A 26,580-nucleotide genomic window follows, 5' to 3' on the forward strand; every position below is an offset into this window, starting at 1 on the left:
CCTTGTTTGCTGTGTATTTAAGACTGTTTTTCCAGAAGTTTGGCGTGAGCTGCCGCCAAACGAGCGACCGGAATTCGCGGTGCCGAACACGATACATAGTTCAAGCCTAGATCATGCACGAAGCGAATAGAACGCGGATGTCCGCCGTGCTCCCCGCAAATACCGATTTTCAAATCCGGCCGTTGCTGACGACCCAGCTCCACGGCCATTTTCATCAGCTTGCCCAAACCCTCAATGTCCAGCGTTTCGAACGGATTGTCCTCCAGCAGTCCGGATTCTTCGTACAGTGGTAAGAATTTGTTTTCGGCATCCTCGCGGGAGAACGAGAAGGTGGCCTGGGTTAAATCGTTGGTGCCGAACGAGAAGAAAGCAGCCGTCACGGCCAGTCGGTCGGCACGGGTGCAAGCCCGCACAGTTTCGATCATCGTGCCGAATTTGAAGTTAAGCTTAAGTTTGTATTGGGCCTCTACTTCGGCTTGAATTTCGTTGACATAGGTTTTGACGGTTTTCAATTCCTGCGCGGTGATCACTTGCGGCACCATGATTTCCGGTTCGACCGCAATCCGCTGTTTGACGCACAATGCTGCCGCTTCCAGAATTGAACGGATCTGCATTTTGTAAATTTCCGGATAGCTCATACCCAGACGAACGCCGCGATGACCCAGCATCGGATTGACTTCGTAAAGCTCCAGCACTTTATCCAGCATCATCTGTTTTTTGCTGATCGCTTCCAAAATTACGTCTTCGTTCAACATGTTGAACGGCGCCGGCATTTCCGCCGGATGTGCTAGCGTATCCAGCGTGACGCGTTGGCCCTTGACGATAGTCAGGTAGTGTTTTAGAGCATCCAGTTCTTCGAGCAATTGATGCTCGTTGGGCAGAAATTCATGCATTGGCGGATCGAGCAAACGCACGGTAACCGGGTGCGGCGACATGGCTTCGAACAACTGTTGGAAATCGTCGCGCTGAATCGGGAACAACTTGGCCAATGCGGCTTCACGCTCTTCGGTGTTGTGCGCCAGTATCATGTCCACCACTAGCGGCAAGCGGTCGGCGGCATTGAACATGCGTTCGGTACGACACAGGCCTATGCCTTTGGCGCCGTAGCTGACCGCCAGTCGCGCGGTTTCCGGCGTATCGACATTGGCATGCACACGCAAACGAGCAATACTGTCAGCCCAGCCCAGCAAGGTTTTAAGTTCCTCGGAGAAGGAGGGCGGAATCGTGGGAATGCGGCCCAAGTAGATATTGCCGTTACTGCCGTCGATGGTGATTAAATCGCCTTCTTTAATGTGAATGTCGCCAACAATGGCCAAGCGGGCGCGCACATCGACTTTAATATCTTCCGCGCCGGCCACGCAGGCTTTGCCCATGCCGCGAGCCACCACGGCAGCGTGTGAGGTTTTGCCGCCGCGGCTGGTCAATATACCTTGCGCGGCGAAAAAGCCGTGGATGTCTTCCGGTTTGGTTTCCTCGCGCAGCAGGATCAAGTCTTGGCCGGTTTTGCCTAAGCGGACCGCTGTGTCGGCATCGAACACGCAATGTCCGCAAGCAGCGCCAGGGGAAGCCGGTAGGCCTTGAGCAATGGCTTTGACTTCGTGATTGGGGGCCAATTGCGGATGTAACAGTTGTTCCAGCATGTCCGGGTTGATCCGCAGCAGTGCTTGTTCCTTGGTAATCAGGCCTTCCGCCACCATGTCGATGGAAGTTTTGACCATCGCGGTCGCATTCATTTTGCCGTTACGGGTTTGTAGGCAATACAAAACGCCGCGTTCTATGGTGTATTCGTAGTCCTGTACCTCGTGATAATGGGCTTCCAGCTTATTGCGCAGCTCGACCAGTTGTCGGTATTGATCTGGCATTTCACGTGCCATTTCCTGCACGGGTTTGGGGGTGCGGATCCCGGCTACTACGTCCTCACCTTGGGCATTGACCAGGTATTCACCGTACATTTCGTTGATGCCGGTGCCTGGGTTACGGGTGAAACCGACGCCAGTGGCGCAGTCGTCGCCCATATTGCCGAACACCATCGTGACGATATTGACCGCTGTGCCGTTGGCTATGTCCGGTGTGATGTGAAATTCGCGGCGGTAATCCACCGCACGTCTACCTAACCAGGAGTTGAATACCGCCCGAATGGCAATTTCCAGTTGCTGATAAACGTCTTCAGGAAACGGCCGGCCGGTTTCTTCGTGGACCACGGTCAGGAACAGCTCGCTAATTTCCTGGAGTTGGTCGGCGGTCAAGGCGACATCGGCCTTGATGCCGGCAGCGCGCTTGACGTTGTTAAAATGCACATCGAACTTCTCGTCTTCGATGCCCAGTGCGACCTTACCGAATAATTGAATGAAACGCCGATACGCATCGTAAGCAAAGCGAGGGTCGTCGGTCATTTCGATCAAGCCGGCCAGGGTTTGCTTGTTCAAACCCAAGTTAAGAATGGTGTCCATCATGCCCGGCATTGAGATGGCCGAGCCGGAACGTACCGAAACCAGTAGCGGGTCGCTGGCGCCGCCAAACGATTTACCGCTCAGGCGTTCGATGTCGGCTATTTGCTGACGAACTTCGTCCATTAAATCACTGGGTAATTGTTTGTTTTCCAGGTAGGTCACGCAGGTTTGCGTGGTGATGACAAATCCCGGCGGCACGTTGAATCCCATTTGCGTCATTTCGCAAAGGTTTGCGCCTTTGCCGCCCAGTAATGCCTTATTTTTGCCGTCGCCCGAATTGAATGAATAGCTGTATTTTGGAGTCATTATGGCCTTGTCGAAGTGTTGAAGTTGGATGATGGCTGCTGGAAACGCCTTGAGTGCCTCGTTGGCGTCTCGGGATGCCGGGTATTGCGGTTAGAATACCCCACTTTTTACCTATTTTTCCGAGTCATTACAAGTTATGCGCCATGGATAAATTTGATGTCATCATCGTCGGAGCCGGCGCGTCTGGGTTAATGTGCGCCATCGAAGCCGCCAAACGCGGCCGGCGGGTGAAAATAGTGGAACACGCCAACAAGCCGGGTAAGAAAATTCTGATGTCCGGTGGCGGGCGTTGCAATTTCACCAACTACAGCATAGCGCCGGAAAATTACATTTCCAATAACCCACATTTCTGCAAGTCGGCGCTTAGCCGCTTCACGCAATGGGATTTTTTAGGCTTTGTACAGCGCCACCAAATCCCGTTTCACGAACGCTTGCATGGGCAATTGTTTTGCGATAACAGCGCCAAAGATATTTTGGATGCGCTGCTAAAAGAATGTGGTCAAGCTGGCGTGACGCTGGCGTTAAATTGTCGGGTGGACCGATTAGAGAAGCACAGCGACGGCGATTTTTTACTGCACACCAGCAACGGTCTGATTTCTGCATCGGCCTTGGTAATTGCCAGTGGCGGCCTATCGATACCGAAAATGGGCGCAACGCCGTTTGGGTATAAAGTCGCGGAACAATTTGGCATCAAAGTCTGGCCGACGCGCGCCGGCTTGGTCCCTTTAACGCTGCAACCGGACGACACAAAACGCTTTACCCCGCTGACCGGCATCGCGGTGCCGTGTCGCGTTAGCAATCAACAACAGTCTTTCAAAGAAAATATTTTATTTACCCATCGCGGTTTGAGTGGTCCGGCCATCCTGCAAATTTCCTCGTATTGGCATCCAGGTGAGGCTCTGAATGTGGACTTGTTACCGGACATGGATTTGTCGACGGAATTTAAAGAAAAACGCCGGCAAGGCAGTAAGTTAAAACTGCAGAATCTGTTGACTGAATACTTGCCGAAACGTTTGTTGCAAGCTTTGCTTGACGAGCGGCAGTTGGATATAACGGTTGCTAATTGCGCCGACAAAGACCTGCATGCTATAGCGGAAAGTCTGCACAACTGGACGATTAAACCCAATGCCACCGAAGGCTATCGCACTGCCGAGGTAACCGTTGGCGGCGTCGATTGCGATGCTGTTTCCTCGAAAACCATGGAGAGCTTGCAAGTGCCGGGGCTCTATTTTGTTGGGGAAGTGTTGGATGTTACGGGGTGGCTGGGGGGATTTAACTTTCAGTGGGCTTGGGCCTCGGGGTGGTGTGCGGGGCAGTATGTTTGAGGGTGGAAAATCATAATTGCATAACGGTATCCAATTGAGCGCGTTACAGGCTAACGGAGATGTTCGGCTTGGAGAACTCGGTAGCGGCTGAGGCCGATAGTGTTAACCTGGTTTGGATTGGTAGGCTTTATGTAGTGGTGGGTACGTAGTCTCGTTCCCCCCAGAGGTATGGGAACGAGACTAACCGACTTTAAACATTCGCCGTCGGCGACACCTAATGTGAGCTAAGCGTAAACCGCGGCTAATTCAGCTTCTCTAACAAAGCCGGTTTTACCTGATCAAGCCAATCAAAAATCCGGGTTTTGGTCATTTCGGGTTGGTTGTGATGATCCAATACCAATCCAACAAACTTGCCATCGACTACCGAACTGGAATGGGTGAAGTGATAACCTTCCGTGCTCCAGGCGCCGACCACCTCTGCACCATAGCTGGCAACATGGTGATACAAATGAATCAAGGAACTGGCAAAGCGCGCGTAGTATTTTTGCTGGTTACCCAAACCAAACAGGGCTACACGCTTACCGGATAAATCGGTTTGGTCCAGGCGGAATAAAAACTCTTCCCAGTTGCCTTCCTCGCTGCCGGTGGTCCTACCTGGAATTTCGCCTACGCCATAGCTGGGCATGCCTAAAATCAAGGCTTTGTAGCCAAGCAGTTCAGCTACTGTCGCCCGATTTACGTTCACCGGCTCACTGGCAATCTCGTCGCCTAACACCCGATACATCACCTGGGCCATCATCTCTGTCATACCTTTCTCGGTGCCGTAGAAAATGCCAATCTTATTCATTCTGAAACCCCAGTGATTTGTCTACAAATAGCCAAGCAAAATTTAAACCATCATGAATATGCGGCTTGGGTTAGTTGCTAATTGACGTTGGGGGATGAGCTAAATCCCCAAGATAAGTGCTTTGCGACAAATTTAAGCGCTTAGTCGACGAGGAAACGGTACAGAAAAATAAGCAAGGTGTTTGGTTATCTTTGTAACAATAAAACCGAGAGGATGGGTAATTGGCCACAAAAACCTAACAGAAAAGCTACGGCGTTTGGTTTGCGCCAAAACTATTCCAGTATCCGGTGGTGCTTTTATAAAACAGGCGAAGAAGTAGGGAGTGCATTTGCGGGTATTCCGCGTTAATGAATACTGGCTTAATCTTCAGGCGGATCATGCCATAAGGGTTTGGCCTATTCACATTGCCTGTGTGATAATCAAATTCAACTGCTAAGCTTTTGCTAACAGAAAACTGAGGAAACCATGTCAAACGATACTTTACTGGTCAGGCATAGCGCTACCGGAAAAGAAGTTGAATATCCGTTGTTGAAGGGGTCTTTGGGTGCAGATACTGTCGACATTCGCTCTTTAAACAAAGATCTTGGGTGTTTTACTTATGATCCGGGCTTTATTGCCACGGCTGCTTGCAAAAGCAAAATTACATATATTGATGGCGATAACGGCATTTTGTTGTATCGCGGTTATCCCATCGAGCAATTGGCGGAGAACTGCGAATTTACTGAAGTTGCCTATTTGCTGATGAACGGCGAGCTGCCGGATGCCATGCAGTTGCGCGACTTTAACGAGGAAATCAGCGACCGGGCCATCATTCACGAAGCCTTGCGCAAATTCTTCGACGGCTTTCATTACGATGCGCATCCAATGGCGATGTTGGTCGGTGTGGTGGGCTCTTTATCGGCGTTTTATCACAGTGATCTGAATATTAAAGATCCCGCTAGCCGCATAATCTGCGCGACACGGCTGATCGGCAAGATGCCGACCATCGCCGCCGCTTCTTACAGGCACTCGATCGGTAGGCCCTTCGTTTATCCGCGTATGGATTTGAGTTATTGCGAAAATTTTCTGAACATGATGTTCTCGCGATCTTCGCAAAATTATATCGACCAGGAACATTACATCGATCCCAACCTGGTTCAGGCACTGAATCTGTTGTTTATTCTGCATGCTGATCACGAGCAAAACGCCAGCACTTCTACTGTGCGGATGGCGGGCAGTACCGGTGCCAATCCATATGCCTGCGTTGCGGCCGGGATAGCGGCGTTGTGGGGGCCCGCGCACGGAGGTGCCAACGAAGCGGTTTTGAATATGCTGGCGCAAATCGGTAGCGTCGAAAACGTACCCAAATATATAGCCAAGGCCAAGGACCACGACGACCCGTTCCGTTTGATGGGCTTTGGGCATCGGGTTTATAAAAACTTCGATCCGCGCGCCACCATCATCCGCAAAACCTGCTACGAAGTATTGAGTCGAACCAACACCAGCGATCCCTTGTTTGAATTAGCTCTGGCATTGGAGGAGTATGCGTTGAAAGACGAATATTTTATCGAGAAAAAACTTTATCCCAATGTCGATTTTTACTCAGGCATCATCTATAAAGCTCTGCACATCCCTGTCGAAATGTTTACCGTGATGTTCGCAATAGCCAGAACCGCCGGCTGGATTTCGCATTGGCTGGAGATGATGGAAGAGCCCTCGACGCCGATCAGCAGGCCAAGACAGTTGTATGTGGGGCCGCCGCGTCGTGATTATGTGGCTATCAATAATCGCTAAATTATGCAGAAAACCGATATGAAGTCAGAGCATACTACCAATCGAGAAACGCGTGAAAACGCTCAGCCCGAAGCTGAGAAGACGCCGTCCGGGGAAAAAGATCCAGCCATTCCGACTGAAATTAACGGCCCAAAAGGGCCGGAGCCAACGCGCTTCGGCGATTGGGAACGGAAAGGCCGTTGCGTCGATTTTTGATAACACATTATTTTTTCAACTTTAAATACAGGGTAAATCATGTCAGCAAACAGACCGCTTTCGCCCCATCTGCAAGTCTATCGATTGCCCTTAACCGGCCTGGTTTCAATCACTCACCGCATGACCGGAGTGTTTCTTTCCATGGGCTTGGTGTTGTTTGTCTATGTACTGTTTGCCATCGCTGCCGGCGAAGGTGCTTACGGTGCTATGCAGGCATTCATGTCGTTTTGGCTGTTTAAATTGGTCTATTGGGGCTTTATCTACGCGCTGTTTTTTCATCTGGTGCACGGCATTCGGCATTTGATTTGGGATTTTTGCAAAACGTTCGAACGCATGACATTGGATAAATATGCGGTCTACGAACTGATTGCTTCCGCATCGTTGACATTGATTACCTTTGTCGTTTCTTAAAAGAGGGCTGGTTATGGATTACAAAGCATTATTGGAAAAAGCCGCCGATTTTTTTTCGGTACATAGCGGCTCAGGTCATTTTTGGTATCAGCGCGTAACCGCCGTGGCCTTGGTGCCATTGTCGATTTGGTTGATTGTGCTACTAAACAAGGCCTTAAATGCGCCGTATGCGGATACCGTGGATTGGTTGTCTTCACCATTCAACACCCTGGCGATTATCGCCTGGACCGTGGCGGTGGTTTATCACGCCGCGTTGGGTGTGCAGGTGGTGATCGAAGATTATGTGTCCACCATCCCGGTAAGAAACTTGGCGATACGTGCAACTAATCTGACTTTTTTAGTTTTGGGTGTTGCGGCATTGCTCGCGATTATCATTATTCTCTTGGCAAGGTAACTCATGGCCTCAGCATATAACATCATCGAACACCAACATGACGTCGTCGTGGTTGGCGCCGGCGGGGCCGGTTTGCGAGCGACCTTTGGCATGGTGGAAAAAGGTCTAAAAACCGCTTGTATCAGTAAAGTGTTTCCTACCCGTAGTCATACTGTGGCGGCACAAGGCGGTATTAGTGCCGCACTGGGCAATATGGGCGAAGATGACTGGCGTTTTCACATGTACGACACGGTAAAGGGTTCTGACTGGTTGGGCGATCAAGATGCCATTGAGTATATGTGTCGGGAGGCGATTCCGGCCATCATTGAATTAGAACACTACGGCGTGCCGTTCTCACGGACCGCAGAAGGTAAAATTTACCAGCGGGCTTTTGGCGGTATGTCTACACATTACGGTAAAGGCCAGGCGCAAAGAACCTGTGCAGCCGCTGACGTAACCGGGCACGCAATTTTGCATACTTTGTATCAACAGGCTTTGAAGCACAATGCCGAATTCTTCGTCGAGTACATCGCGCTGGACTTGATCATGGATGAGGGCGAGTGCCGCGGTGTCCTGGCCTGGTGCCTAGACGACGGTTCTATTCATCTGTTTCGCGGCCATCAAACGGTAATGGCTACAGGCGGATACGGCCGTACCTTTTTGTCCTGCACCTCGGCGCACACTGTTACCGGCGACGGCAACGGCATGATCTTGAGAGCTGGTTTGCCTTTGCAAGACATGGAGTTCGTGCAATTTCATCCGACGGGTATTTATGGTTCCGGCTGTTTGATGTCCGAAGGTGCGCGCGGGGAGGGCGGGTATTTGACCAATTCCGAAGGCGAGCGCTTTATGGAACGTTACGCGCCGCATGCCAAAGACTTGGCCTCTCGCGACGTGGTTAGCAGGGCGATTACGGTCGAAGTTAACGAAGGACGCGGTATCGGCCCTAAGAAAGATCATGTGCATTTGCATTTGGAGCACCTGGATCCGGCCATCATCCATGAGCGATTGCCCGGCATCACCGAAACAGCCCGAATTTTTGCCGGTGTCGATGCGACGAAGCAGCCGATTCCGGTTTTGCCGACCGTGCATTACAACATGGGTGGTATTCCCACCAACTACAAGGCCGAAGTGGTTACACTGAAAGACGGTGATCCCGATTATGTGGTTCCCGGTTTGATGGCCATCGGCGAAACCGCCTGCGTTTCGGTGCATGGCGCCAATCGTTTAGGTTCTAACTCTTTGTTGGATTTGGTGGTGTTTGGCCGAGCGGCTGCGATTCGCTGCACAGAGCTGATTAAACCGGGCATGCCGCATAAGCCGTTGGCGAAAGATGCCACAGATCAAGCGCTGTCCCGTTTCGATAGAATCCGCAATGCCAACGGTAGTCGCACAACCGCGGAAATTCGCATGGATATGCAAACGACTATGCAGTCTAAGGCAGCGGTATTCAGAACTGAGGCCACACTAAACGAAGGTATCAAGGCGATGGGCGAGATTGCTGCGTCGTTTGATGATGTCAAAGTGGGTGATAAATCGCTGATCTGGAATACCGATCTGGTGGAAACCCTGGAACTGGACAATTTGCTAGGTCAGGCTCAGGTTACTATTACTGCCGCCGGTAATCGTCAGGAAAGTCGCGGTGGTCATGCGCGCGAGGACTTCCCGAAACGTGATGACAAGAATTGGATGAAGCACACTCTGACCTGGCGGGAAGGCAACAAAGTCAAAATCGACTACCGCCCCGTCCACCTGTATACGCTCACCGACGAAGTCGAAGTCGTTGCGCCTAAAGAGAGGGTTTACTAATGGTTGAATTTACGCTACCCAAAAACTCGGTCATTAAAAAGGGTAAAACCTTTAAAGCCGAAGGCGCTACCAATATTCGCCTTTTTGAAGTTTATCGCTGGGATCCTGATTCCGGTGAAAATCCGCGCATTGATACCTATGAGATCGATATGGATCAATGTGGGCCTATGGTGCTGGACGCGATTCTCAAAATTAAAAATGAAATCGACAGCAGTCTGACGTTTCGCCGCTCCTGTCGCGAAGGTGTTTGTGGATCGTGCGCGATGAATATCAACGGCAAAAACACGCTGGCGTGTACCAAAGCGATTAGCGACTATAAAGGTACCGTGAAAATATTCCCGTTGCCGCATATGTCCGTGGTCAAGGATTTGGTCGCGGATATGACACATTTCTTTGAGCAATACACATCGATAAAACCCTGGTTAACCACCGAATCGGAAGCCCCCACCGAAACCGAACGTCTGCAAAGCAGGGATGAGCGTGCCAAACTCGACGGTCTTTACGAATGCGTACTCTGCGCATGTTGTTCAACCAGTTGTCCCAGCTATTGGTGGAACAGCGATAAATATCTCGGGCCGGCGATCCTATTACAAGCCTATCGCTGGTTGGCCGACAGCCGCGACGAAAACGATAAAGAACGCCTGGACGAACTCGACGAGTCGTTTAAATTGTATCGTTGCCACACCATCATGAACTGCACGGATACTTGTCCGAAAGGACTCAACCCAGCCAAGGCTATTGCGGAAATCAAGAAGCTGTTGGTGGAACGCGACCATCTGTGAGCGAAAACATCAATAAACTGCGCTGGCGCTGCCGGCGCGGTACCCTTGAGCTTGATTTGATGCTGCTCAGGTATTTGGAGAATCGTTATCTCGCGGCGGAGCCTACGGAACAGCAGGAGTTTTTGCTATTGCTGGAGCTTGAAGATACCGAATTGATGCGATATTTAATGGGCGAACAATTGCCGGAATTCGAAAGCCTGACAAAGCTGGTCTTAGCAATAAGAGCTTTGCCCGTTTAAATTTGGCTAAAAAATTCGCCCATAGCGATGGAAGGTCGAAGACGTACTCTCGCTTCAGTATCGATGCTTCCAATCATACAAATAGATCTTAAGTACTAGGGGCTGTTGCCGTTTTGGGATGATAGCCTTGAAATCGAACTGAATAGCCCAAATGCTTGAGTTTTTCAATCAACCTATACTCAAGCGATGCCACGACAGTTGTTTACGGATGAATACTGGAATAAATTCAAAGCCATCATGTTGAGCCTGGGGATTTATGACAAGCCTTCGCTACGACAAACGGTAGAGGGGATTTTTTATCGCTTGCGAGTAGGCTGTCCCTGGCGAGACTTGCCTATAACGTTTGGCAAATGGAATGCCGTGTATAAGCGATTCAACGCTTGGTCGCTTCAGGAAAAATTGATGGGTATCTTTCGGGGGCTGGTGGTGGAACCGGATTTGGAATGGGCATTTATCGACGGCAGTATTGTGAAAGCTCATCAACATAGTAGTGGCGCGGCCCATGAGCAGGAAACAGCCATCGGAAAATCCGTAGCGGGTAACACCACCAAAATCCATATGGCAGTTGATGCTTGCGGGCTGCCCATTCATTTCTCGGTGACGGGGGGCGAGGTGCACGACTGTAAAGAAGCGCCGGAATTGGTGGCTAAACTCCCTTTGGCTACCCACATGATTGCTGACAAAGGCTATGACAGTGAGTCTTTACGGATTCAAATTCGAGACAAAGGGAGTGTGCCTATCATTCCTAGAAAACAGAACTCAACCATCGGGAATGACGAAATGGACTGGTGCCTCTACCAATATCGCCACCTCGTTGAAAATGTATTTGCACGACTGAAACATTTCAGAGCCATCGCGACGCGATATGACAAATTGAAACGCAATTTTGAAAGTGTCGTCGCTTTGGCCTGCGCTTTCATTTGGTTACCCATGTAAAACGGCAACAGCCCCTAAAACTTCTCCTTTATTTTTCTTGCGGGCGATAAGGTCCCAAGAGTGTTCAAAAGTCATTTAAATAATATTAGTAATGAAAAAGAGCGACTTCAATTACCAGTTGCCCGAGCAACTTATTGCTCAGTATCCGCTACCCGAACGGAGCGCCAGTAGGTTGCTACGTTTGGATAAGCAAAGTGCGGCGATTGCAGACTGTCAGTTTGCTGATTTTATCGACATGTTAAGAACTGACGACTTATTGGTTTTTAACAATACCAAAGTGATGCCTGCTCGCTTGTTCGCGCATAAGTCGAGTGGTGGAAAAGTCGAAATGTTGATCGAACGTATAGAAGATACTCATACCGCGCTTGCCCATGTGAAAGCGAGTAAATCTCCAAAGACTGATGCCTTGTTAACCTTGGAGAATGGTGTGGTTTGCAAGGTTATTGGCAGAAATGACGATTTGTTTCGGCTGCAGTTTGAAACTAAGGCCGGTTTACTGGCGTTACTGGATGAGGTAGGTCATATTCCGTTGCCGCCTTATATCAGCCGCACTGACGAAGCGAGCGATCTGGATCGTTATCAAACCGTCTTTGCGGATCAGCTTGGTGCGGTGGCGGCGCCCACAGCCGGTTTACATTTCGATCAAGCAATGTTGGATCGGTTAGATCAAAAAGGCATAGCGCGCAGTTTCGTGACTTTGCATGTCGGCAGCGGCACATTTCGCCCGGTACGTGTCGAAGACTTATCAGAACATGTCATGCATAAAGAATCTTATAGCGTATCTCAGCATTGTGTAGACGCCGTAAACCAGGCTAGGGCCAGAGGTGGCCGGGTTGTGGCTGTAGGCACCACGGCAGTAAGAGCTTTGGAGTCTGCTTCACTTAGTGGTGTGTTGCAGGCTGGATTTGGTGATACCGATTTGTTTATTACGCCAGGTTATTCGTTTAAATCGGTGGATGCACTGCTAACCAATTTTCATTTGCCGGAGTCGACTTTGTTAATGTTGGTTTCTGCATTCGCCAGCTATGATGCCGTAATGAATGCTTATAGGCATGCTATTGATCAACGGTATCGGTTTTTCAGCTATGGCGATGCGATGCTGGTTATTTGAGATTCAGTTTGAAGAAAATAAATTATTTTTTCCAACAGGCATCTGCACTCAAACTGGCCGAGGTCACGGATTTTTGCCCTAGCTGGTCTATCGAGAGAATGCCGCATTTGTCGGTAGCCATTCTTCCCCCGGTGATAGGAGTTGCCGTTAACGTATACGTTGTGGCTGTTAATGTTGCTGTAATATTGTATAAGGCCGTGCCTGTTTTAGGCGATGTCGAATATGGCAGGGTTACGTCAGTTGTAAGATCAGATCTTTTATTGTAACTATTTGCCTCGGTAAAGTTTCGCTCCAAAAATTGTGCATTTTCCAGAAGTACAGCTTTCGCATCAGTTCTATTTCCCCTGGCAATATATTCAGAGTAAGACGGGATGGCGATGGCGGCTAGGATCCCGACTATTCCCACTGTTACCATCAGTTCAATCAAAGTGACGCCTATTTGTAATTTTATCTTCATTGACTTTCCGTATGCTAGACGAAGTTTATTGAATTTGTAGCCAATATAGGCGATTGGATGTGCCTGTTGGGGTGATCACCGGTTTGTTATTGTCTACATCCATGATCATAGTGCTAGTTATCGACAGTTCTTTCACAAATTTATTAGTACCTGCTCTATCTAGCATAAGCGCTGAATCAGCCATACCGCCAGTGATCCCTATGCCTGATCCGGTACCGCCGTTAGATAACGTATCATTGCTATCAAACTTATCGTCACTATTGAAGTCGAAGGACGAAACAGCGGTTGCGCTGCCGGTTTTGAAATCTAACTCCATTAACCAACTTGAGCCGCCAGGACTGCAGGGGTCGGTTGATGGGATTGAGGTCACAAATATAATTCGATCAAACATTAATACTGCTGAAGATATAACGCGTTCTCCTGCAGCAGTACCTGAGTTTGGTAGTAAATCCATATACCAACCTCGCTTAGATGTATAGTCTACTGTACCAGATGATGTACCTCTAACCGGATATTGGAAAGTGACTAAGCATTCATTCGCTGGCGTGGCTGGATCGTCGGTACAGCTGCTGATAGTTTTGGTACTACCCGCGGCTACGTCTAAATTTATGGTTTGCTGTACTAGACTGCTAAGCGCTACTGTGCCTGAGGTTGATGGTTTATCCCATATTCCGTAAAAACTTTGTACTTCTAAATTGGCCACGTCGGTTGTGGTTAGGTAGCGTCCTGTACCAAAAAATACTAAAACACCACCATCCGAGTGAGCGCCAAGAGTGGGTTGCGTTGTGATCGGTTGAGTATATGTGACGGAACCAAATGTTCTGCTTGTTGAAAAAAGTGGAGCCCCATCGTTACCCAAACCCCAACTAGTCTGCGAATTTGAACTCAAATCGAATTTCCATAAATTACCTTGTAAATCGCCAGCATAAACAGTATCTACAAATTTATCGCCGTCACTATCAAATAATTTGGGAGTGGATAGCCCGTTACTGGTACTGGAGTTGGTCGGTATTTTTTTTATCAAAGCGCCGTTACTTAAATTAACGATGTAAAGAAATGCTTTTTCCGAAGTACTGTTGTAGCCGTTACCAAAAATAGCGGCCCAGGTGCCGTCCTTGAGTAGAGCAATCTGAGGTTGGCTGTAGGTCAGCCCCATACCATCCGCGTCTGTAGTTCCGACGGAGCCAGTATCGGTACTGGATCCTTGGTATTCCCATAATACGTCGGTACTTGGGGTGAAGGCACTTGGGTTTGAAATGTTTAACGCATATATGGATTTGCCACCCTTATTCAATCCCCCCAATAGAACAGTTTTCCAGTTACCTCCTAAGTAAGCATCGCTTATAGTAGGTGAACCATCGACATAAAAGGTGTGGGAGTAACTGAATTCTGTCAGTTTACTCAGATTGGTATAAACACCAGCCGGTATATAGGCCAATATCTCTTTCCCTGAGCTAGAGTTGCCAATGTCAGCACGAAAACCATGTAGCATGCCATCGTTCGCACCAGCGTAAATCATTGCTACACGCGGTGTTGTGCCACTGGCCTTGTCTGTAACGTACTGCGCATAGGTTGATTGCCCAGGAGTGCCGGTTGGCAAGCTGCTAAAACCGTAATCTTCACTTTTGGTATATACCGGATCTGAATTGATAATGTCACCAAGTAGCGTGCTTTCACGGTTACGAAAAATACCGCCATTGCGTTGTTCTTGGGTGGTGTCTCCTCTTATCCAATTTAATCTGTTTTGACCGCGCGTGACCGATCCAACCAAGCCAACTGAGCTAGTTTGCAATGTCGTTTGCTGAGAAGCACTCAAGTTATCCCAGACAAAAGTAGCGCCTACGTTATTGCTGTAAGTATAAATATTTCGCGAGGATGTTGGAATCAGTGTGCCGGCATCCCAATTTGCATCAGCTCCGTCTAACTTACCGTCTTGGTTTATATCTACGACTTTACCTGTACTGCTCACGGGATAATCAAAAAGATGCCCGCTCCAGTCCGTGGAATTGAATTGAGCTTGATACAGCATGGTACCGGTCTGAATGCCTGTGGAATTGGCTGCAGCTGAAGATGCCGCTGCAGTGCGCTTCAATACATCGTCTAAGGCTTGTTTTAGCGAAACTTCAAGCTGTCTAGGGTCTGTTGCAAAAAAATAGCGGTCCGGTTTGCCGTCTGAATTACTGTCCCATTCGGAATTTACATTCGGCTTTTTATCGTTATTAGTATCGATAAATCCACCCCATTTTGCCGCATAAAATAGCGGTTGTTCCAAACTCAGTGCTGAACTGGAGCCTATCGAATAGGTTACTGATGTGGCTGCGTCTCCGACATTACAATTGGAACAACCTGTGACGCCCTGGGGGTCGGTATAAGCGTAACCTTCAATGCCGGAATGAGCATGATAGCCATCCTTAGTCGTGCCACTGATAATGTAACCAAAGCCCATGTTATATATGGTAGATTCAGCGATAACGTCAGTAGTGATAGTAACTTCCGTGGAGGAAATTGAATAGTTTAAAACTCCCCATTCGTCCTGGTCGAAATCTCCACCTTGTTCGCTATCCTCCCAATTTACATATAGCTTGCCGGTGTTGAGCGTGGATGTGCTTGATTGGCTGACGATTTTAAAGTCGACGATATTGCAGTTACCGCCAATGTCGGTGTTCTGACAGGCCGGCAAAATGGTAATTTTTTTAGTTGAGCTTCCGGGAACCGGAACTACTAATTTAGGGACTTGCGGCGATAAAGCAACGCCATAGATAGTCACTAATTGGTTGCCTTGCACGTCGGAACGAATGTCATTAGTGTGAGCGTAATGAGCTAGCCCACTAACATGGTAAGAACCGGAAAGTCTCGGAGCGTCCGGGCATGTGCCCCGAACGTCACTGAGATTACTAACGGTTTTAGCTGTGCAAAGTTGGTTATTGTCTGTCCCGTTTTCCCCGACAAAATAGCTGTTGCTTGGAATGTTTTCGCCAACGCCAACCACATCGGTTAGTGTGTTCATTGAGCTGGAACTAATATCTGTCACGCTGCTTAACTCGTCGCCGTCGTAAGAGCTGGTACTCGCATTAAATTGGATGACACTTTGCGTCGCACACCACTGGGTCGGTATTACTGGGTCGGTGTGTGTGGCTGTCGTAAGGCCGGAAATATAGCCGCTGTCGTCTACGCTATATGTACTTGAAGCCGACTTTCCTGCTAAGTAGCGCAACGATTCCAGCAAAATTTCCGATTGGGGGTTACCCCAGTTATTGCAATCGCCATTGCTGAAGGTATTTAAACCCCAGCTACAATCAGCGCTGTTAGTTACACCGAAATAGGTGCCGTCATCATGGCGATAACCGTAGATTCTCATCGAATTAAGCGTGTTGATGATACCACCGGTTGACGGTGTGGATTTAAAGGTGCCGTTGGTGGCTATATTGATCTCGTCTGAAATAGATGACACGTTTTTACGCAACACGCCGCCTGATTTATTCTTACCGTAAGAACCAGTAAGCAAGCCAAAGCGTAGCTTATCGTTGTCGCCATAGGTTTGTAATAATCCAATCGGTTTTCTGGTGCCATCGGTATAGATTTTGCAGTTTTCGGTTCCTATATAATTTGAGTCGCAGACCTTGATTCTGGCAACGTAATCTTGCGAGCCAAGGCCATTAGTTGTTTTAGATGGATTACTGCTTTGAGCACTAATGCCGGAGGTGGTCGACGAATTGGCGTTTGACGCTGATTTTTCTTCGGACCAGCGGCATTGCCAACGTTCGTTGGCCGCCCACAGAGAGTAATTACCTTTCGCCACTCGGATTAATGGATTGTCGGTTACGTTTTGTGATAACACGGTACTTGAGACTGTCGTATTGCATAAGCTGATGCCATTGGCGACCTCTGTTGATGTAAATGGTGTGAGTTGGGTTAAATCAGAGCCGTTATAAAACTTCGCGAAGCTGTGCGCATCGTTCGGTAGGTAGCTGCGTTGCAAAACTGTTGTACCTTCAATTGGACCGTCTGTGGTGGTGGTCGTGGTAGTGGTAGTGGTTTGATACGGGGTACTGCTTGTCGAGGTAAATGTTTTAGTATAGTTGTTAGTGTAAGGAGTGATTCTTGTAGTACACATGCCTCCGCTGGTTGTATCTTTTTTTCTGGTTATTGTATAAGTAGTACTGTAAGTCTTTGTGTAGTAAGTGGAAGTCGTTCTGGTGAACGTGCTGTTATAACTGGTATTAAAACTAGTGGTTGTAGTGATACCTAGCGCTGATTCAGAGGTCGCGGTGATAGGTGTGCTGTTGCTAGGCGTACTGTTAGTTGGGGTACTGTCTGTGCTCGGACCAGTTTGGGTCGCGCTCGCTGCAGAATCCGAGCTCGGTGACGACTCGGCGCTAGTGATCGGCAATAATGAACAAAGCGTATTGGGTCCATCAGTTCTCGATCCAGAGTTAGTGTTGGTCAGAACAGTATCGGTAAGCGTATAAGCTGTAGCTGGCGAGCTTGCGCCGGTGGTAACCGGCGCAGACGTAACTGGGGGCGTCGTGCTTGTTGAGGTTGCGGTCGTGTTGCCAGTATCGATCGAGCGTAAGCCACCGTATAAAATCTTCCGAATGGTATCCATACGCGTCATGCTGGCCCAGTTCAAAAAGTTGCCGCTCCAGCCGCTATTGCAATACTTTGTGGTAGTGTTGGCACTCGGCTCGAAACGGCTATTGGTGGTGTTGTAGCTGTAACATTTATAACTGTCGAAATAGCCGTAGTAATCAATAGAGTGTTTGTATGTCGTTTCAGGCGAACCATCTTCGTCAATATCTGAATAATCATCGAACGCCTTGAAGGACAATTGATGATCCTTGGAGATATTCAGCATAGCAATCGGCGTAGTTGATGACGTAAGGAACAAAGGGTTGTCAGACAGGCTTAGTTGGGCTGTATTACCAGTAGTAAGAAAAACAGACAGCATGATGCCCAGAAACAAATGCCAAGGGAGTATGTTGCTTTTTACCGAAGTAGTTTTTTTCATTGCGGCTGTCCTGTGTCTGTTCATCTGACTAAGGTGTAACGCTAAACATTGCTTGTAAAATCACAACGGCAGAACTGTCACCGCCAACCGCACGGGTTGTCACGCGGTATTTCTCAGTTGTTCCACTGTTGGCTAACCGTTCTACTAGATACATGGGTTGAGCTGTTATTTGATTAAGACTGAGAGCAACGGTCCGGGCATTTGCGCTGGTCCAAGTGAATTGTCGGGGCGTACCATTGCAATCAGCCGAACCGCTGCCGTTCCAATAACTGGCGTTGTTAGGCAAGCAAACATTGATTGCTCTTAAGCCCGCTGCGGCCACTGTACCGCTGGTGTTGTTTGCAGGAGCTGGGATCAGAGTACGAATATTTTGTCCGGTAGTAAGGTTTGCTTCGACGTGTTTCAATGCTGCTTCCGCTGCTTGCAGGGCCAGATCTTGGTTGCGATTATTCCCTGCCATGCGTTCTTCCAATGCACTCATCTGTGCTAGGTTAGCGCCCAGTAAAGCAAGGATGATTAAGAATATTAAGGCAGTGAAAAGTGTCGCTCCGGTTTGGCGATTTATCTTATAGTTCAGTGCATTAAGATCGTAAAAGTTAACTGAATGGGTGATGCTTAATGCCGAAATCGGCACGTTTGTCATTTTCATAACCGGTTTTTAATAGCGATGGTGGTAGAAAAAACTTTACGAAATAGCCGGTCAGTAGGCGTAATCTTTTCTCCTGCATCCAGCACATCGCCATCACCATTCATGTCGATAGCGTATTGTTGCGCCGAAGTGGTAATACCTCGTTCGTCTTGACGCGAAACCATAAGTAAGCTAACGCGAATTCCCAGCACTTTTGACCAGTCGGTTACACTGTCAGCTGTTACATAAGCATCAACTCCTCTGTCAGTGCCGTTGTCAACAGCGTACGATAGTTGCATGTCTTGTACTCCTTCGATCAGTTCCTCTGCCGTAGTCGAAGGTGAGCCCGCACTAGTACTTAATACTTGTCGATATAATGAAGGTTCGTTGCTCGGATTGTTTCTAATATAGTAAGTCGTTGCGCTTAAGCGAAATAGCCGTGAGCCTAAGTCAAATGTATCAGCGGTGCCTGCTGGACACGCACCGATCGGGTTACCTAGGCCTATCGCTCGGTTGCCGCTGCTGCAGGTGCCGGTGGCATTGTGTTTGATAATGTTGCAAGGACTGGGGCTACAATCGTGCGTGTTTTGGAATATCGCTGTCCGAGAGCAATCAGGTTTGGCTGCAATTAGAATTTGACCTTGATTAATGTCATGATTTGCTGTCAGGGTGAACTGTGGCGGGGCATGAGCTGATACTATGTATTCCTTCGTGTTGTCGGCATGTAAAACAGTGAGTACATCGCCACTTACCACATTTCCCACTACACCTGTTACGCCTGCAGGAAAGGCGCTCCAAGCCGTTGCACTAGCCTTTTCATAACCAATAAGTGGCTGGCCAAACAAGTTTTTATCCCAATCCGCAGCGCTGACAAGCACGTTAATGTCTCCACCACTAGCGGAGTTTACCGGGCAACCTCGGAAGCCAGTCATCCTAATGTCTTTATTCATCAGTTGAAAAGCTGCTCTAGCACCTTCCTGCATCCTGGATAGTACGTCTTGAGATCGGTAGTTTTGTTTGGAGCCTAAGAAAACATATCCAATCGCAGCAATGATGACAAGGCCGATTGTAAGGGATACCATTAACTCTATAAGTGTAACCCCTGTTTGAATTTTGGGATGAGAGTTCTGGCTTCTTGAGTTTTTGAGAATGCTCATATGACGCTTTGGGTTGTAAAGGTTGTTAAGGCCGAATTAGGACCATTAACGACTTCGCTCCAGCGTATGGTTATCGTAACATTCCCGCCGCCGTCCACCGTTACTTGGCCGTCACCATTTGGAAGAGCACTTTCCAAATTACTTTTCCAATCTCGCAGTTCAACGTGTTGTATTGAGGTCCCACTAGGAACGCTATCGCTGGGATCATCCCCACTCGTAGCGAAATTAATGTTAAAGCTACCTGCGACAGCTAAGGATCGGTTCAGACGCACTCGCTCTAAAATGTCGTAAATTAATAAAGTTGCTTGGCTGCGCATATATGCTGAGTGGTTGGCTTTTGACGATAGGGCTATGACCCCGGCTTGTCCCAGTAAGCCTAGCGAAACTATGATCATAGTAACCAAGACCTCAATCAAGGTGCTGCCAACTTGTAAATTAGGGAGTCCAAAGGACTTGGTGGACATGGAAATAGACTTCGTCATGGTCATGGATTGTTACATGATGTTAGGCCATCGGGTATGCCGTCGTTGTTATTATCCGGGTTTTGTCTCAATCGTCCTGTACTGTTCACAACAATATGCTTGGCTGTACGGCTTTCCGGGATGTTATTGCCATCGGTGTTGTCGCAGATAGCAAAAGAGCCATTTGTGTTACTTTCTCCGCTAGGGAAGTAACTAATGTAGTTAGGGAAATTATTGGATCTCAAGGTGAAGTTATTTGGCAAAGGTTCGTAAATGCGGAGCTTGCAGTCTTCTGCCGCTTCACACAAATTGTTGTCGTTGTCATCGTTAAATACATTAGTCCTAGCCGCTGTTGATCTGTCAATGTCAACAAAAACCTCCCAGCCGTTCTCCCAATTGGCCCCATTAATTCTTGCAACTACAATTTGTCCACGCTTGACTGCCTCACTGCGAGCGAAGCTCAACGACGCAATAAATTGGTTGGCAGACGCGGTCAAGCGGCTAGCTCTGATTGCCGTAATGAAACTTGGAATAGCTATTGCTGAAAGGATGCCGACAATTACTACGACAATCATCAATTCTATTAGTGTAACTCCTTTGATGGATGCCACTTTGATGCTCATAATGGATTTACGCTCCGCTAGAAATCCGATTGAAGATACCCAGTCGAATATTTCAAAATCGAATTTGAAGATAGCACAAGATTCAACAAAGTTATGCGAGTTAAACCACAATCGGAGTGTGAGTGTTTAGAGGTTTTCGCCAATATGGCGATCTCGGCAATGGAAGGTCTAGATTTTTAAAATGAGTGTTTTTCGGCAAGATCAGCTTTCTCTAACTACAATCTTAGCTGAGCTTAGCTACAATCTCAGCAATGTAAATTTCTAAGGCGAACTGACAATCGCAGTTTGCAATGATTTAACAGTTTTAACTTATGTTCGATAAATTTGGAGGAAAAAATTGTGGCAACAATTCTTGCTGTAGACGATTCCGCGTCAATGAGACAGATGGTGGCGTTTACCCTAAAAGGCGCCGGCTATAACGTTGTGGAGGCTGTGGATGGTGCGGATGCGCTAAATAAAGCCAAGGCGCAAGCTTTTGACTGTGTTGTTACGGATGTAAACATGCCCAATAAGGATGGGATCGAGTTGATCAGAGATTTGCGCGCCTTGCCCAATTACAAGTTCATACCGATGTTGATGTTGACCACTGAGGCCGGAACGGATAAAAAACAGCAGGGCAAGGATGCCGGCGCAACCGGCTGGATAGTAAAGCCGTTTAATCCCGATCAATTACTAAAGACGATTAAGAAAGTGATGGGTTAAATGTCTTCTTTTTCTGAGACATGGGCAATCGGATAATTCTATGTCAATCGATATGGCGCAATTTCATCAGGTGTTTTTCGAAGAAAGCTTCGAAGGACTTGATGCAATGGAATCAGGATTGCTGAATCTTGATTTGGGAGATGTTAATGCGGAAGACATCAATACTATTTTTCGCGCCGCACACTCCATAAAAGGTGGTAGCGGTACTTTCGGTTTTACCGCAGTCTCGGACTTTACCCACGTCATGGAGACCTTGCTTGATGAAATGCGGGATGGACGTAGAAAAATCACGCAGCCGGCAGTCGATGTTTTGTTGGGGTCGGTCGATTGTCTTAGGGATATGCTGCAATCGATACAAAATGGCAGCGAAGTTGACCAATCCGACGTGGCTGAACACAAATTGGCCTTGGATAACGAACTGAATAATGCTGTTTCGAATAGTGCCTCTGCGGGAAAACATTCACCAAAAGACTCTGCGGCAATTGGCGCTGCAGTTTTGCCTGCTGACGAGGTTAAGCAAATAGCGGGTTGGGTTATTGCCTTTAGTCCGCACTTGCATTTACTGAAGACCGGCAACGAACCGGTGAGGATGTTTAGGGAATTAGCTTCCTTGGGACATTTGACGACAACCTTGGATTTGCAAGGTGTGCCAAGCCTTTACGATTTGGATCCTGAAGAGTGTCATTTGTCCTGGAAATTAGAGGTGTCTGGCGATATTCCGGAAACCGAAGTGGACGAAATTTTCGCTTGGGTCGAGGACGATTGTGATCTGGCTAAACAGCCGATCTTCCAAACGCCAACTGAATCGACGCACTTTCATAGTTCACCAGAGGTCGCGATAAATCACGCTGCCAGGAGCGTGAGCTCGGAGCGTACAAACAGCGAAGAATCCGAATTAGACCGTAAATCCAGCAAAAAAGAAGAGGCAAAAGCCGCACCAAAAGGTTCAAGCTCCATTCGTGTTGATACCAGTAAAATCGATACCTTGATTAACATGGTGGGGGAGTTGGTCATTACGCAATCCATGCTCAGTTTATTAGGAGAACATTTCGAACTTAATAAACTGGACCAATTAAAAAATGGTCTTTCTCAATTAGAGCGACATACCCGCGAGTTGCAGGAAAGCGTGATGAATATTCGCATGCTGCCTATCAGTTTCGTGTTTAGCCGTTTCCCGCGATTGGCGCATGATATCAGCAGTAAACTCGGCAAAAAAATCGAACTTAAACTGGTGGGCGAAAACACCGAAGTCGATAAGACAGTCGTCGAACTGCTGAGCGATCCTTTGGTTCATTTAGTTAGAAACAGCTTGGATCATGGCATTGAAATGCCTGATGTCAGGCTCGCGGCCGGCAAACCCGAAACGGGTACGGTTACCCTTGAAGCGTACCATCGCGGCGGCAATATCGTGATTGAAGTGGTTGACGATGGTAAAGGCCTCGACAAAGATAAATTGCGTGCCAAAGCGATTGAAAAAGGGTTGATCGATGCTGATGCAATCTTGAGCGATAAGCAAATTTATGAGCTGATTTTTATGCCTGGGTTTTCGACTGCGGAAAAGCTTACTGATATTTCCGGTCGCGGTGTGGGGATGGATGTCGTCCGCCGTAATATCCAGGCTTTGGGCGGCAACATAGAAATCCTTTCCGAGTTGGGCAAGGGATCCACCATTGCCATTCATCTGCCACTTACTTTAGCTATCCTGGATGGTCAGTCGATCGCGGTAGGCGACGAAACCTATATTTTACCCTTGGGTTCTATTATCGAGTCACTCCATGTTAAGGAGGATAGGCTCAATCGGGTGGTTGGCAAAGGGGAAACCTTTCTGTTACGCGGTCAATATCTACCGATTATCAGGATGCATCAAATTTTTGACGTGCCCTCCGCGAAAACCTCCAAGCTAACCGAAGGTTTGATAGTGGTTGTCGAAGGGCAAGGTTTGCGTTGCGGATTATTCGTGGATGATCTGCTTGGGCAGCAGCAAGTGGTAATCAAGTCTTTGGAAGCTAATTATCGGCGTATCGAAGGCGTATCCGGAGCGACTATTCTGGGCGACGGATCGGTGGCTCTGATCCTTGACATCCCCGGTCTGGTGCGTTTGGCCAATCAATAAACCTAATTCTAAGCGTGCCATGTCGGAAATAATCGAACTTAGCAGTGCAGACCAGCAAGATGCAAAAAGGTTAGACACAAGTTTGCAGTTTTTAAGTTTTACCTTGGGCCAGGAAGAATATGGTGTGGATATCCTGCGAGTTCAGGAAATTCGCAGCTGGGAACCTGTATCGCGAATTCCTAATGTGCCAAATTACGAAAAAGGTGTAGTTAACCTGCGAGGTGCGATTGTGCCTATCATCGATTTACGCGAACGTTTTCAACTGGGACATAAGGATTATTCGCCTTTGACGGTAGTTGTGGTCTTGCAAGCGCGTATGGCCGATAAAACCAGGATCATTGGCGTAGTGGTGGATTCCGTTTCCGATGTTGTTGATGTCAATAAAAAAAGTATCCAAAGCTCACCGAATTTTGGTGCAAAAGTCAGTACTGAATTTATAAACGGATTGGTTTCGGTAAATGGTCGTATGGTAATGCTATTGGATGTAGATAAATTATTAAAACTTGATGGCCTGGATGGTGAAGATGAAAGTTGAAAAAAGAGCTGTTTATGGCTGGCTTGTAACGGAGGATATGCAATGAAACTCAATCACCCTGTGACCGATCACGAAGTTTTGATGAAGCCTGGCACCATCTTGGTCACGCGCACCAATTTGAAAGGCATCATTACCTACGCAAACGATGCTTTTATCGAAATTAGCGGCTTTAGCAAAGATGAGCTTGTCGGGGCTAATCACAATATGGTTCGGCATCCGGACATGCCGCCAGCAGCATTCGAAGATTTATGGAATTGTTTGAAGGCAGGGCGCCCATGGTCCGCACCGGTCAAAAATAGGACCAAATCCGGAGACTATTATTGGGTGGAGGCTAACGTTACGCCGGTTTTTAAGAATGGCAAGGTACATGAATATCTATCCGTTCGTTATGCGCCATCCCGAGAACAAATCCAACACGCTGAATCCTTATACGAAAAACTGAATGCCAATAAAACTACGATACGCCCGATAGGGATTAATGCGGCAATAAAAAAGGTGTGGGAGTTAGGCCTGTGGAAAAAGGTCGGGATTATTTATCTGATCTTTTTGTTGCCAACCATCAATTCAATTTACGATCATTATCTTGAACAGAAATACCCGGAGATGTTTCTGTTTTTGGGCTTGGCGGGGTTTGCCTCTCTATTGGGATATTCGGTGATTCGTAGTGTGAGCAAAGCTTTAGAGAAATCGATAAGCATTTGTTATCGGATGGCGGATGAACAATTTCGGAATACGATAGATCTGGATCGCGGCGATGAAATCGGTGACTTCTATCGGGCGTTATACGGTATGCAAGTTAAATTGAATTCTGATCTGGCTTATTCAAAACAAGTAGCTTCAGAGGCGATGCGCATCAAACAAGCGCTCGATAATGTGCAGTCCTGTGTCATGGTGGCTAACAATGATCTAGACATCATTTATATGAACAAGACAGTAGCTGATATGTTTCAAAATGCCGAAGCGGACATTCGGAAGCAATTACCTGAATTCAATGCTAGTAAGTTGCTGGGTGCAAATATCGATCAATTCCATAAAAAGCCTGCCCATCAACGTGGTCTGTTAGCAAATTTATCGAGCACGTTCAGCTCTGCGTTGGTGATTGGCGGCAGACACATGAATATCGTTGCCAATCCAGTTAGAAGCGATGAAAACGAGCGAATCGGTATCGTGGTCGAGTGGCTGGATAGAACGCATGAAGTGAAAATTGAGCAAGAAATCGCCAGTATAGTGGAAGCTGTGAAGGCCGGTGAATTATCCAGCCGAATTGAGATGGCCGATAAACAAGGCTTTTTTGAAACGCTTAGCGAAGGCATCAATGAACTGACCGATGTGATCGAGAATGTATTCAGAGACGTTGGCAGTACGATGCAAAGCATGGCTTCTGGGGATTTGACCAATCGAATCACTAGCGATTACCAAGGCGTTTATTTAAACTGCAAGAACGATATTAATACCACTATCGATAAGCTGGATGAGATTTTCAGTCAAGTTAGTGAGTCGGCTCACTTTATTAACAACTCATCCCAAGAAATTGCCAGCGGTAATAACAATTTATCGCAACGCGCCGAACAACAAGCTGCGAATTTGCAGCAAACCGCTGCCAGCATGGAAGAGCTGACCAGCACTGTGAAAAATAATGCCGATAACGCTCAACAGGCAAATGCAGTAGCCAGCAACGCCAAAGAGTTGGCTGAAAAAGGTGGGAATGTTGTGAAGGCGGCTGTTTCCGCTATGCAGGAGATCAATGAAAGCAGTAATAAAATTGCCGACATTATTAGCGTAATCGATGAAATTGCCTTCCAAACTAATTTGCTGGCGTTAAATGCTTCCGTGGAAGCCGCCAGAGCAGGGGAGCAAGGCCGGGGCTTTTCCGTCGTTGCCACAGAGGTTAGAAATCTAGCGCAACGTAGTGCTACTGCTGCGAAGGAAAGTAAAGAGCTTATTCAAACCAGTGTACAAAAGGTGAGAGCGGGCACGGAGTTTGTGAATGAAACCGGTAAATCTCTAACCGAAATTGTTGCAGGCGTGCAAAAAGTTGGTGAGATCGTTGCTCAAATCGCCGACGCAAGTGTCGAGCAGTCGGCAGGTATTGGTCAGGTGAATCAGGCCGTTGCGCAGATGGATGAAATTACCCAGCAAAACGCGGCGTTAGCCGAACAAGCATCGGCTGCCAGCGTATCCATGAGTGACTTGTCGACCAATATGGTGGAGATGTTGGCGTTTTTCAAAACAGAAAAAAAAGCGGCTGAGCATCAAGTTGCACGGCATGTGGAGCGTTCCAGCGTCGTTCGGGCAGAAGCCACTAGAACTGTTGCGTCACAGTCGGTTCGTCAGCCTAGTGGATTCAAACACACCTCTCAATCCGATGACGAATGGCAGGATTTTTAACGGAGTGGCTT

22 protein-coding genes are annotated in these 26,580 nt (G+C 47.9%); 14 read left to right on the forward strand and 8 right to left on the reverse strand.

The window, feature by feature from the left end:
* Positions 1 to 17: 17 nt before the first annotated feature.
* Positions 18 to 2,756 (reverse strand): pyruvate, phosphate dikinase, encoded by a 2,739-nt coding sequence (gene ppdK, locus EBA_RS07160; RefSeq protein WP_192374012.1) that lies wholly within the window; start codon positions 2,754 to 2,756, stop codon positions 18 to 20.
* 143 nt (positions 2,757 to 2,899) lie between these two features.
* Here ppdK and EBA_RS07165 point away from each other — a divergent pair, with 143 nt between their 5' ends.
* Complete coding sequence (locus EBA_RS07165) at positions 2,900 to 4,081, forward strand: BaiN/RdsA family NAD(P)/FAD-dependent oxidoreductase (protein ID WP_192374013.1); 1,182 nt, start codon at positions 2,900 to 2,902, stop codon at positions 4,079 to 4,081.
* A gap of 241 nt (positions 4,082 to 4,322) precedes the next feature.
* On the opposite strand, the gene EBA_RS07170 is transcribed toward EBA_RS07165, so the two are convergent.
* Positions 4,323 to 4,868, reverse strand: coding sequence for a flavodoxin (locus EBA_RS07170; protein ID WP_192374014.1), 546 nt, complete (start codon positions 4,866 to 4,868; stop codon positions 4,323 to 4,325).
* Positions 4,869 to 5,333: 465 nt separating this feature from the next.
* Here EBA_RS07170 and EBA_RS07175 point away from each other — a divergent pair, with 465 nt between their 5' ends.
* The 9 genes from EBA_RS07175 to queA all read left to right on the forward strand — a co-directional run bounded on the left by EBA_RS07175 (position 5,334) and on the right by queA (position 12,497).
* Positions 5,334 to 6,641, forward strand: coding sequence for a citrate synthase (locus EBA_RS07175; RefSeq protein ID WP_192374015.1), 1,308 nt, complete (start codon positions 5,334 to 5,336; stop codon positions 6,639 to 6,641).
* Between the two features lie 3 nt (positions 6,642 to 6,644).
* On the forward strand, positions 6,645 to 6,836 hold the full coding sequence (locus tag EBA_RS07180; RefSeq protein WP_192374016.1) for a DUF1674 domain-containing protein: 192 nt from the start codon (positions 6,645 to 6,647) through the stop codon (positions 6,834 to 6,836).
* A gap of 39 nt (positions 6,837 to 6,875) precedes the next feature.
* Positions 6,876 to 7,247, forward strand: coding sequence for a succinate dehydrogenase, cytochrome b556 subunit (gene sdhC / locus EBA_RS07185; protein WP_036277633.1), 372 nt, complete (start codon positions 6,876 to 6,878; stop codon positions 7,245 to 7,247).
* A gap of 13 nt (positions 7,248 to 7,260) precedes the next feature.
* Positions 7,261 to 7,641, forward strand: a complete 381-nt coding sequence (gene sdhD / locus EBA_RS07190) for a succinate dehydrogenase, hydrophobic membrane anchor protein (RefSeq protein WP_192374017.1) — start codon at positions 7,261 to 7,263, stop codon at positions 7,639 to 7,641.
* A 3-nt stretch (positions 7,642 to 7,644) separates the two neighbouring features.
* Positions 7,645 to 9,429 carry a succinate dehydrogenase flavoprotein subunit gene (sdhA, locus tag EBA_RS07195; protein ID WP_192374018.1) on the forward strand — a complete coding sequence of 595 codons (1,785 nt, stop codon included), beginning with the start codon at positions 7,645 to 7,647 and terminating at the stop codon, positions 9,427 to 9,429.
* Positions 9,429 to 10,211 carry a succinate dehydrogenase iron-sulfur subunit gene (locus tag EBA_RS07200; RefSeq protein ID WP_225615995.1) on the forward strand — a complete coding sequence of 261 codons (783 nt, stop codon included), beginning with the start codon at positions 9,429 to 9,431 and terminating at the stop codon, positions 10,209 to 10,211. Before sdhA ends, EBA_RS07200 begins: the two co-directional genes overlap by 1 nt.
* Complete coding sequence (locus tag EBA_RS07205) at positions 10,208 to 10,450, forward strand: FAD assembly factor SdhE (protein WP_192374019.1); 243 nt, start codon at positions 10,208 to 10,210, stop codon at positions 10,448 to 10,450. Before EBA_RS07200 ends, EBA_RS07205 begins: the two co-directional genes overlap by 4 nt.
* A gap of 186 nt (positions 10,451 to 10,636) precedes the next feature.
* Positions 10,637 to 11,386, forward strand: a complete 750-nt coding sequence (locus tag EBA_RS07210; RefSeq protein ID WP_192374020.1) for an IS5 family transposase — start codon at positions 10,637 to 10,639, stop codon at positions 11,384 to 11,386.
* Positions 11,387 to 11,477: 91 nt separating this feature from the next.
* Entirely contained in the window at positions 11,478 to 12,497 is a 1,020-nt protein-coding gene (gene queA / locus EBA_RS07215) for a tRNA preQ1(34) S-adenosylmethionine ribosyltransferase-isomerase QueA (protein ID WP_192374021.1), read from the forward strand.
* A 22-nt stretch (positions 12,498 to 12,519) separates the two neighbouring features.
* On the opposite strand, the gene EBA_RS07220 is transcribed toward queA, so the two are convergent.
* From EBA_RS07220 to EBA_RS07250, 6 genes are read right to left on the reverse strand one after another with little or no spacing between them, the layout of a single operon-like run.
* Entirely contained in the window at positions 12,520 to 12,954 is a 435-nt protein-coding gene (locus tag EBA_RS07220) for a type IV pilin protein (protein WP_324615341.1), read from the reverse strand.
* A gap of 25 nt (positions 12,955 to 12,979) precedes the next feature.
* Positions 12,980 to 17,962, reverse strand: a complete 4,983-nt coding sequence (locus EBA_RS07230; RefSeq protein WP_192374022.1) for a pilus assembly protein — start codon at positions 17,960 to 17,962, stop codon at positions 12,980 to 12,982.
* Positions 17,963 to 17,990: 28 nt separating this feature from the next.
* Positions 17,991 to 18,611, reverse strand: coding sequence for a pilus assembly PilX family protein (locus tag EBA_RS07235; protein ID WP_192374023.1), 621 nt, complete (start codon positions 18,609 to 18,611; stop codon positions 17,991 to 17,993).
* Positions 18,608 to 19,747, reverse strand: a complete 1,140-nt coding sequence (locus tag EBA_RS07240; protein WP_192377199.1) for a PilW family protein — start codon at positions 19,745 to 19,747, stop codon at positions 18,608 to 18,610. Before EBA_RS07240 ends, EBA_RS07235 begins: the two co-directional genes overlap by 4 nt.
* On the reverse strand, positions 19,744 to 20,229 hold the full coding sequence (gene pilV, locus EBA_RS07245; RefSeq protein WP_225615998.1) for a type IV pilus modification protein PilV: 486 nt from the start codon (positions 20,227 to 20,229) through the stop codon (positions 19,744 to 19,746). Before pilV ends, EBA_RS07240 begins: the two co-directional genes overlap by 4 nt.
* Positions 20,230 to 20,231: 2 nt before the next feature.
* Positions 20,232 to 20,831, reverse strand: a complete 600-nt coding sequence (locus EBA_RS07250; RefSeq protein ID WP_192374024.1) for a GspH/FimT family pseudopilin — start codon at positions 20,829 to 20,831, stop codon at positions 20,232 to 20,234.
* 339 nt (positions 20,832 to 21,170) lie between these two features.
* Between EBA_RS07250 and EBA_RS07260 the strand changes: the two genes are divergently transcribed.
* Genes EBA_RS07260 through EBA_RS07275 form a run of 4 tightly spaced genes read left to right on the forward strand, consistent with a single transcriptional unit; the run spans position 21,171 to position 26,569 of the window.
* On the forward strand, positions 21,171 to 21,533 hold the full coding sequence (locus EBA_RS07260; protein WP_192377201.1) for a response regulator: 363 nt from the start codon (positions 21,171 to 21,173) through the stop codon (positions 21,531 to 21,533).
* Between the two features lie 40 nt (positions 21,534 to 21,573).
* Positions 21,574 to 23,646, forward strand: coding sequence for a chemotaxis protein CheA (locus tag EBA_RS07265; RefSeq protein WP_192374025.1), 2,073 nt, complete (start codon positions 21,574 to 21,576; stop codon positions 23,644 to 23,646).
* A 19-nt stretch (positions 23,647 to 23,665) separates the two neighbouring features.
* Positions 23,666 to 24,181 carry a chemotaxis protein CheW gene (locus tag EBA_RS07270; RefSeq protein WP_192374026.1) on the forward strand — a complete coding sequence of 172 codons (516 nt, stop codon included), beginning with the start codon at positions 23,666 to 23,668 and terminating at the stop codon, positions 24,179 to 24,181.
* Between the two features lie 42 nt (positions 24,182 to 24,223).
* Positions 24,224 to 26,569: a methyl-accepting chemotaxis protein gene (locus EBA_RS07275; RefSeq protein WP_192374027.1), complete on the forward strand. Its 2,346-nt coding sequence runs from the start codon at positions 24,224 to 24,226 to the stop codon at positions 26,567 to 26,569.
* The last annotated feature ends 11 nt before the right edge of the window (positions 26,570 to 26,580 follow it).

It is taken from the genome of Methylomonas albis, assembly GCF_014850955.1.
GTDB lineage: Bacteria > Pseudomonadota > Gammaproteobacteria > Methylococcales > Methylomonadaceae > Methylomonas > Methylomonas albis.

Coding starts and splice junctions, on each gene's coding strand:
- ppdK (WP_192374012.1), bottom strand. CDS start 2,756: ATGACTCCAAAATACAGCTATTCATTCAATTCGGGCGACGGCAAAAAT.
- EBA_RS07165 (WP_192374013.1), top strand. CDS start 2,900: ATGGATAAATTTGATGTCATCATCGTCGGAGCCGGCGCGTCTGGGTTA.
- EBA_RS07170 (WP_192374014.1), bottom strand. CDS start 4,868: ATGAATAAGATTGGCATTTTCTACGGCACCGAGAAAGGTATGACAGAG.
- EBA_RS07175 (WP_192374015.1), top strand. CDS start 5,334: ATGTCAAACGATACTTTACTGGTCAGGCATAGCGCTACCGGAAAAGAA.
- EBA_RS07180 (WP_192374016.1), top strand. CDS start 6,645: ATGCAGAAAACCGATATGAAGTCAGAGCATACTACCAATCGAGAAACG.
- sdhC (WP_036277633.1), top strand. CDS start 6,876: ATGTCAGCAAACAGACCGCTTTCGCCCCATCTGCAAGTCTATCGATTG.
- sdhD (WP_192374017.1), top strand. CDS start 7,261: ATGGATTACAAAGCATTATTGGAAAAAGCCGCCGATTTTTTTTCGGTA.
- sdhA (WP_192374018.1), top strand. CDS start 7,645: ATGGCCTCAGCATATAACATCATCGAACACCAACATGACGTCGTCGTG.
- EBA_RS07200 (WP_225615995.1), top strand. CDS start 9,429: ATGGTTGAATTTACGCTACCCAAAAACTCGGTCATTAAAAAGGGTAAA.
- EBA_RS07210 (WP_192374020.1), top strand. CDS start 10,637: ATGCCACGACAGTTGTTTACGGATGAATACTGGAATAAATTCAAAGCC.
- queA (WP_192374021.1), top strand. CDS start 11,478: ATGAAAAAGAGCGACTTCAATTACCAGTTGCCCGAGCAACTTATTGCT.
- EBA_RS07220 (WP_324615341.1), bottom strand. CDS start 12,954: ATGAAGATAAAATTACAAATAGGCGTCACTTTGATTGAACTGATGGTA.
- EBA_RS07230 (WP_192374022.1), bottom strand. CDS start 17,962: ATGAAAAAAACTACTTCGGTAAAAAGCAACATACTCCCTTGGCATTTG.
- EBA_RS07235 (WP_192374023.1), bottom strand. CDS start 18,611: ATGAAAATGACAAACGTGCCGATTTCGGCATTAAGCATCACCCATTCA.
- EBA_RS07240 (WP_192377199.1), bottom strand. CDS start 19,747: ATGAGCATTCTCAAAAACTCAAGAAGCCAGAACTCTCATCCCAAAATT.
- pilV (WP_225615998.1), bottom strand. CDS start 20,229: ATGACGAAGTCTATTTCCATGTCCACCAAGTCCTTTGGACTCCCTAAT.
- EBA_RS07250 (WP_192374024.1), bottom strand. CDS start 20,831: ATGAGCATCAAAGTGGCATCCATCAAAGGAGTTACACTAATAGAATTG.
- EBA_RS07265 (WP_192374025.1), top strand. CDS start 21,574: ATGTCAATCGATATGGCGCAATTTCATCAGGTGTTTTTCGAAGAAAGC.
- EBA_RS07270 (WP_192374026.1), top strand. CDS start 23,666: ATGTCGGAAATAATCGAACTTAGCAGTGCAGACCAGCAAGATGCAAAA.
- EBA_RS07275 (WP_192374027.1), top strand. CDS start 24,224: ATGAAACTCAATCACCCTGTGACCGATCACGAAGTTTTGATGAAGCCT.